Below are 5633 nucleotides of genomic sequence, written 5' to 3' on the forward strand. Positions count from 1 at the left end.
TCGCCCGGCAGTGAAGGATACAGTGATTAAAGAAGGATTAAAGCGGGGGGCAAGCGCGCTCCCACCGAGCCCGGCGATGCCGGGCTGGGGGACTGTGATTAGCCTGGATGGAAGACAGTTACTCCCAACGGCACAGCGATGTACCTGGAAACAAGCAGCGCCGGATTCAGACCAATGCTTCAGCCGGCCCGAAGAACTCGTACCGGCTCTGCTGCGCCGGTACCCCCAAGGCCTCCAGGTGGCGCTTGACGGCCGCCATGAAAGCCTTGGGGCCGAGGAAGTACGCATCGAGGTTGCGATCCTGCGGCAGCCACTGGCCCAGTTGCTCCTGGCTGATCAGCCCTACGGCGTCAGCCTGGGCACTGCCATCATCCTCGGCGTAGCAATAGAAGCGCTTGAGCTGCGGATGACGCGCCGCCTGTGCGTCGATCCAGTCGCGAAACGCGTGCGCACCGGCATTGCGCGCGCAGTGGATGAAGTGCACCGCACGGCCGGTGTCCAGCGCGGCTTCAAGCATCGCCAGGGTCGGGGTGATGCCTACCCCACCGCTGATCAGCACCAGTGGCTTGTCGCTCGGCGCCAGGGTGAAGTCACCTGCGGGTGGGAACAGCTGCAGGGTGTCGCCTACCTTCAGATGCTGATGCAGGTGGCTGGAAACCTTGCCGCCCGTCTCGCGCTTGACGCTGATGCGGTACTCATCGCCCGCGCACAGCGCCGACAGCGAGTAGTTGCGGCGTTGCTCGGCACCGTCGATGAACAACTGAACGCCAATGTACTGGCCGGGCTCTGCCTTGAGGACCGGCTTGCCATCGACCGGAGCGAAATGGAACGAGACGATCTCGCTGCTCTCCTCGACCCGGCGCGCCAGACGAAACTCGCGGGTGCCACGCCAGCCGCCGGTGCTCTGGGCCTTGCTGGCGTATAGCCCCTCTTCGGCTGCGATGAGGATGTCGGCAAGCTGCTGGTACGCCGCGCCCCAGGCATCGATGACGTCCGGGGTGGCGATCTCCTCGCCCAGTACTTCCTCGATGGCGCGCAGCAGGCAGGCACCGACGATCGGGTAGTGCTCCGGCAGGATCTGCAACGCCACATGCTTGTTGATGATCTGCCCGACCAGGCCGCCGAGCTGTTCGAGCTGGTCGATGTGCCGGGCGTACATCAGCACGCCGTTGGCCAGCGCGCGTGGCTGGGCACCGCTAGCCTGGTGCGCCTGGTTGAACAGCGGACGCACCTCAGGGTGCTCGTTGAGCATCATGTTGTAGAAGTGGGTGGTCAGTGCTTCACCGCCGCTCTCGAGCAGAGGGACAGTGGCCTTGATGATCGCGCGTTGTTGGGCATTGAGCATTGCAGCAACTCCTGAGCCTTGGGCTTTGAAAAGATTGTCATGGCTATATCAGGATTCATGCCAGTTTCAGGACCCAGTAAAATCAGGCGGTTGACGCAGATCAGGTCAAAACGACACGGGCCGCGCTATAGTCAGGATGACCAAAAGGAGTCTTTATGACAGCAAAACCCCTGCTCACTGCCCTGCTGCCCCTGGTCAGCGACCTGTCCCGCGAGCTGCCCGATCATGAGCGCTATCGCCGCCTGCTACAGGCCATGCGCGGTCTGCTGCCGTGCGACGCAGCCGCCTTGCTGCGACTGGACGGGGAATGGCTGGTGCCGCTGGCGGTCGACGGGCTGGCCGCGGATACCTTGGGCAGACGTTTCAGGGTCAGCGAGCATCCGCGTTTCCAGATTCTCCTGAGCCGCCGCGAGCCGACGCGATTTGCCAGTGACAGTGACCTGCCCGATCCCTACGACGGCCTGGTCGAGGGCCTGGCCGAAGAGGGGCACTCACCGCTGGAAGTGCATGACTGCATGGGTTGCCCACTGTTCGTGGATGAGCACCCCTGGGGCCTTGTGACTCTCGATGCGCTCACGCCTGGGCAATTCCAGGCCCTTGAGCTGGATGCCTTGCAAGCCTTCGCGAGCCTGGCCGCGGCCACGGTCAACGTAGCCGAGCGCATCGATCGCCTGGCCTTGCGGGCCGAGGACGAACGCCAGCGCGCCGAGGTCTATCGTCAGGCCAGCGGCCAGCAGCACCAGGAAATGATCGGCCAGAGCCCGGCCCACAAACGCCTGGTCGAGGAAATCCGCCTGGTCGGGAGCAGCGATCTCACGGTGTTGATCACCGGCGAAACCGGCGTCGGCAAGGAACTGGTGGCCCAGGCCCTGCACCAGGCCAGCGCGCGGGCCGATAAACCGCTGATCAGCCTGAACTGCGCGGCGCTGCCCGACACCCTGGTTGAAAGCGAGCTGTTCGGTCACGTGCGCGGCGCTTTCACCGGCGCTCATGTCGAGCGCCGCGGCAAGTTCGAGCTGGCCAATGGCGGCACGCTGTTTCTCGATGAAGTGGGTGAGCTGTCGTTGTCCGTGCAGGCGAAGCTGCTGCGGGTATTGCAAAGCGGACAGCTGCAGCGCTTGGGCTCCGACCGGGAACACCAGGTGGACGTGCGCCTGATCGCCGCCACCAACCGTGACCTCGCCGAGGAAGTTCGCAGCGGCCGCTACCGCGCGGACTTCTACCATCGGTTGAGCGTTTATCCCCTGCAGGTCCCGCCCTTGCGTGAGCGAGGCCGCGATGTGCTGCTGCTGGCGGGATTCTTCCTTGAGCAGAACCGTTCGCGCATGGGCCTGAACAGCCTGCGCCTGAGTGCCGACGCGCAGGCTGCCCTGCTGGCCTACGACTGGCCGGGCAATGTGCGCGAGCTTGAACACCTGATCGGCCGGTCCGCGCTCAAGGCCCTCGGGCAGTACCCGGAGCGACCGCGCATCCTGACGCTTGAGTCAGGGGACCTGGATTTGCGCAAGGTGCTGCCGGTCATGCAACCCGAGCCTCCGCCCGCCTTGCCGGTGGCGTTACCGGAGGGTGGTCTGCGGGAGGCTACCGACGGTTACCAGCGAGAGCTGATCGAGGCCTGTCTGGCGCGCCACGCTCAGAACTGGGCGGCCGCGGCGCGGGAGCTGGATATTGATCGGGCCAACCTGAGCCGCCTGGCCAAACGGCTGGGCCTGCGATAGGGGCCGTGAGAGCCCCCTACCCTTGTTCCTGAGCACCTGAAACCACACCTCTGAGTCGTCCATTTTTTTGACGCCCATTTATTTGGCGCGCCTGCAAAACTGGTCGTCTCGGTCAGCTTTGCTATACCTCCATGATCACCTGTAACGCCCACGTTACACATCTGTAACTCTGGCGTACCACTCGTCGGGTTACCAGCACGGTTTGGAATTCCACTGGGTCGATCCAGTGAGAACAGCCTATTCAAGCAGGGAGCAGTCATGGTCAACATCGTCGTCGCCGATAAACAAACCACCCAGCTCACCCAGAATGCCTGGGGCGATGTCAGCCTTCAAAGTCCCTCCCTGGTGCAGATGCCGGTATCGCCCAACCAGGTAGCAACGGTCACCCGCAACGGGCAAGACCTGATTGTGAATCTCAAGTCGGGGGAAAAAGTCACTGTCGGCAACTTCTTTGCCGTCAACCCTGAAGGCGTGGCCAGCGACATGGTATTCGTCGGTGAAGACGGTACGCTCTGGAACGCGGTGTATGACGCCGAGGCGTTCACCGGATTCACCTTCGAAAGCGTCGCCTCCCTCGATGAACTCATGGCCGGTGTCGGTGTGGTCGGCAGCGCCACGCCCACCTTTGCCATTGCTGCGCTCGGCCTGCTGGGTGCCGGTGGTGCCGCCGCGGCTGCGGGGGGTGGCGGCGGCGGTGGTGGCGGTGGTGGCGGCACGCCTGGCGATACCACGGCGCCGGCCAGCCCCACCGATCTGCTGTTCTCGGTCGATGGCTTGCGCCTGAGCGGTCTGGGTGAAGCGGGCACCACGGTGTTCGTGCGCGATGCCGCGGGTACCGTGATTGGCACCGGTACCGTCGGTGCCGATGGCCGCTTCGATGTCGCCCTGGGCACGCCGCAACTCAATGGCGAGCAAGTCGATGTCACCCTGGGCGATGCCGCGGGGAACCTATCGGAGCCCGGCACGGCAGTTGCCCCGGATGTGACTGCGCCGCTGGCGCCTACCGAACTTGCTGTCAACGACCAAGGCACGGTGCTGAGCGGGCGCGCCGAACCGGGTGCGACCGTGCAGGTGCTGGGGGCCGACGGCAGTGTGCTTGGCAGCGCTGTGGCAGGCGCCGATGGCCTGTTCAGCGTCGACCTGCAGCCGCCACAGACCGACGGCGAAGCGTTGCAAGTGACCGCCAGCGATGCCGCTGGCAACACCTCGGAAGCTGCCAGCGTCAGCGCGCCGGATCTCGGCGTGCCGCCGGGTGACACCACGCCGCCTGAAGCCGCCACCGACGTGGTGATCAGTGCCGATGGCCGCACGGTTTCCGGTCGCGGCGAGGCGAATGCCACCGTCGAGCTGCGCAACGCCGCGGGCGATGTCATCGCCACCGGCACTGTCGCGGCCGACGGTACTTTCAGCCTTGCACTGGACCCTGCCGTGGTCGATGGCAGTACCTTGCAGGTCAACCTGACCGACGCCGCTGGCAACGTATCGGCCGATGCACCGGTTACCAGCCCTGACCTGACGGCTCCAGGTGAGCCCACCGATCTTGCCCTGGCTGACGGCGTTACCCTCACCGGCGCTGGTGAGGTAGGCGCTACCGTGGAAGTGCGCGATGCTTCCGGAGCGATCGTGGGTACCGGTCTGGTCGGCGACGATGGCCGCTTCAACCTGACCATCGCCCCGGCCCTCACCAATGGCGAGCCATTGGATGTTCGTCAGGTCGATGCCGCTGGAAACAGCTCACAACCCGTTGTGCTGAATGCGCCAGACACCACTCCACCGGCAATCCTCACCGATGTGGTGGTCGGCGCCGATGGCGTCAGCGTCTCGGGTCGCGGCGAAGCCGGCGCCCAGGTGCAGGTGCGTGATGCCGATGGCAATCTGATTGGTGAAGGTACCGTTGCCGACAACGGCAGCTTTGTCCTGACCCTGGACACCCCGGTCATTGCCGGCCAGAGCGTCAACCTGACCCAGGTCGATGCAAGCGGCAACACCTCTGAAAACCTCGAATTCACCGTCCCTGTGGTGCCGGCCCCTGCCGCCCCAGGCGACGTGGTGCTGGCCGACGACGGCAGCAGCATCAGCGGCACGGCTCCGATCGGCACCGAAGTACGGGTACGTGACAGCACCGGCGCGGTGATCGGCAGCGGGCTGGTGGGTGACGATGGCACCTTCACCATCGGCTTGACCCCGCCCCTGACCAATGGCGAGCTGATTGATGTAATCGCTGTGGACGGCACCGGCGCGAGCTCGCTGCCGGTCCAGGTCACTGCCCCAGATACCACCGCCCCCGCCGCTCCGACCGAACTGGTCATCAGCGCCAACGGCGAACAGCTGACCGGCCGCGGCGAGCCCGGCTCCACCGTGCGCGTGGTCGATCCCGACGGCAACGAGCTGGGCACTGCCGTGGTCAACGAGGCCGGCAGCTTCAGCGTCACGCTTGATCCGCCGCAGGTCGATGGCCAGGTGCTCCAGGCCAGTGCCTTCGATGCGACCGGCAACACCTCCGGCGCCACTACTATTACCGCCCCCGATCTCGGCGTGCCGCCGGTCGACACTACCCCACCCGAGGCCGC

General features: G+C 65.2%; 3 protein-coding genes. 2 read left to right on the plus strand and 1 reads right to left on the minus strand.

Translation table 11 applies throughout. The features are described from left to right. Nucleotides 1–166 precede the first annotated feature (166 nt). A complete protein-coding gene (gene hmpA / locus VJS90_RS09620; RefSeq protein ID WP_324121359.1) occupies nucleotides 167–1345 on the minus strand; it encodes an NO-inducible flavohemoprotein in 1179 nt (392 codons plus the stop codon). Between the two features lie 155 nt (nucleotides 1346–1500). Between hmpA and norR the strand changes: the two genes are divergently transcribed. Beyond that, entirely contained in the window at nucleotides 1501–3063 is a 1563-nt protein-coding gene (gene norR, locus VJS90_RS09625) for a nitric oxide reductase transcriptional regulator NorR (protein WP_324121361.1), read from the plus strand. 258 nt (nucleotides 3064–3321) lie between these two features. Beyond that, nucleotides 3322–5633, plus strand: a 2312-nt coding sequence (locus tag VJS90_RS09630) for an Ig-like domain-containing protein (RefSeq protein ID WP_324121364.1), incomplete at its 3' end; no start/stop codon positions are given.

Source organism: Pseudomonas sp., from assembly GCF_035277045.1.
GTDB lineage: Bacteria > Pseudomonadota > Gammaproteobacteria > Pseudomonadales > Pseudomonadaceae > Aquipseudomonas.

What these genes read in the sequence shown, in the direction of transcription:
- hmpA (WP_324121359.1), bottom strand. Translation starts at nt 1,345, where the DNA reads ATGCTCAATGCCCAACAACGCGCGATCATCAAGGCCACTGTCCCTCTG.
- norR (WP_324121361.1), top strand. Translation starts at nt 1,501, where the DNA reads ATGACAGCAAAACCCCTGCTCACTGCCCTGCTGCCCCTGGTCAGCGAC.